The following is a 755-nucleotide window of genomic DNA, read 5'->3' on the forward strand; positions in this document are numbered from 1 at the left end:
CGAGTAACCATTACCATGATTCACTTCAACTAAGTTGCCATAACCGTATCGATCGCCTGACCAAGTCACCACACCAGCAGCAACAGAAATGATATCGCTGCCGTCCTTCCCTGCGAAATCAACACCCGCATGCCAAGTCCGCTTTCCAGTAAAGGGGTCACTACGATAACCATAAGGGGAAGACATCCAGCCCCACTTGATTGGACGACCAGCAATAAACACCTGGTTTGCGATATCCTTTTGCTGGAATAGCTGTTCCATAATCGCTAGTTGCTGCTCGCGATCAGAAATGGTTTGAGAGAGGTTTGACAGCTCTGTTTCAAAACCTTGAACTGTATAGGACTCGGAATATTCGCTTGGGATAGGGCCACCAACAGAAGGTTGTGACTCAAAGTCGAATTCACCACTTTTCAGTTTACCAACATCCGTTAAACGCTGACCTAAGGCATCTAATCGATAAAGCCTCGCCTGCATATCACCCATTTTAAGAGTTAATGCATCCAATCGTTGACGACTTTGCTCCTGCAATTGCTTTAACTCAGCCTTCTGTTCGGCAAGTGTTGCAGCCCAAGCTGCTTTGACGCGTGCATCCACAAGCCCGTCTCGCTCCCCATAATAGCTATGTGCGAGATAGAGGCCTGAACCAAAGAGCGCTAAAGCAAATAGACAGAACCCTGCACCCAACATCGCCACCGAACCTGACCCAAGCTTCAGGCTTCGCGATTGACCATGGCGCTTTCCAACAATAATAATAT

Annotated in this window: 1 protein-coding gene; it reads right to left on the reverse strand. The window is 47.8% G+C overall.

Translation table 11 applies throughout. The features are described from left to right. Nucleotides 1-755: M23 family metallopeptidase (locus A3739_RS26020; protein WP_068503312.1), on the reverse strand; the 755-nt coding region annotated here is incomplete at both ends.

This window comes from Oleiphilus sp. HI0067, assembly GCF_001635735.1.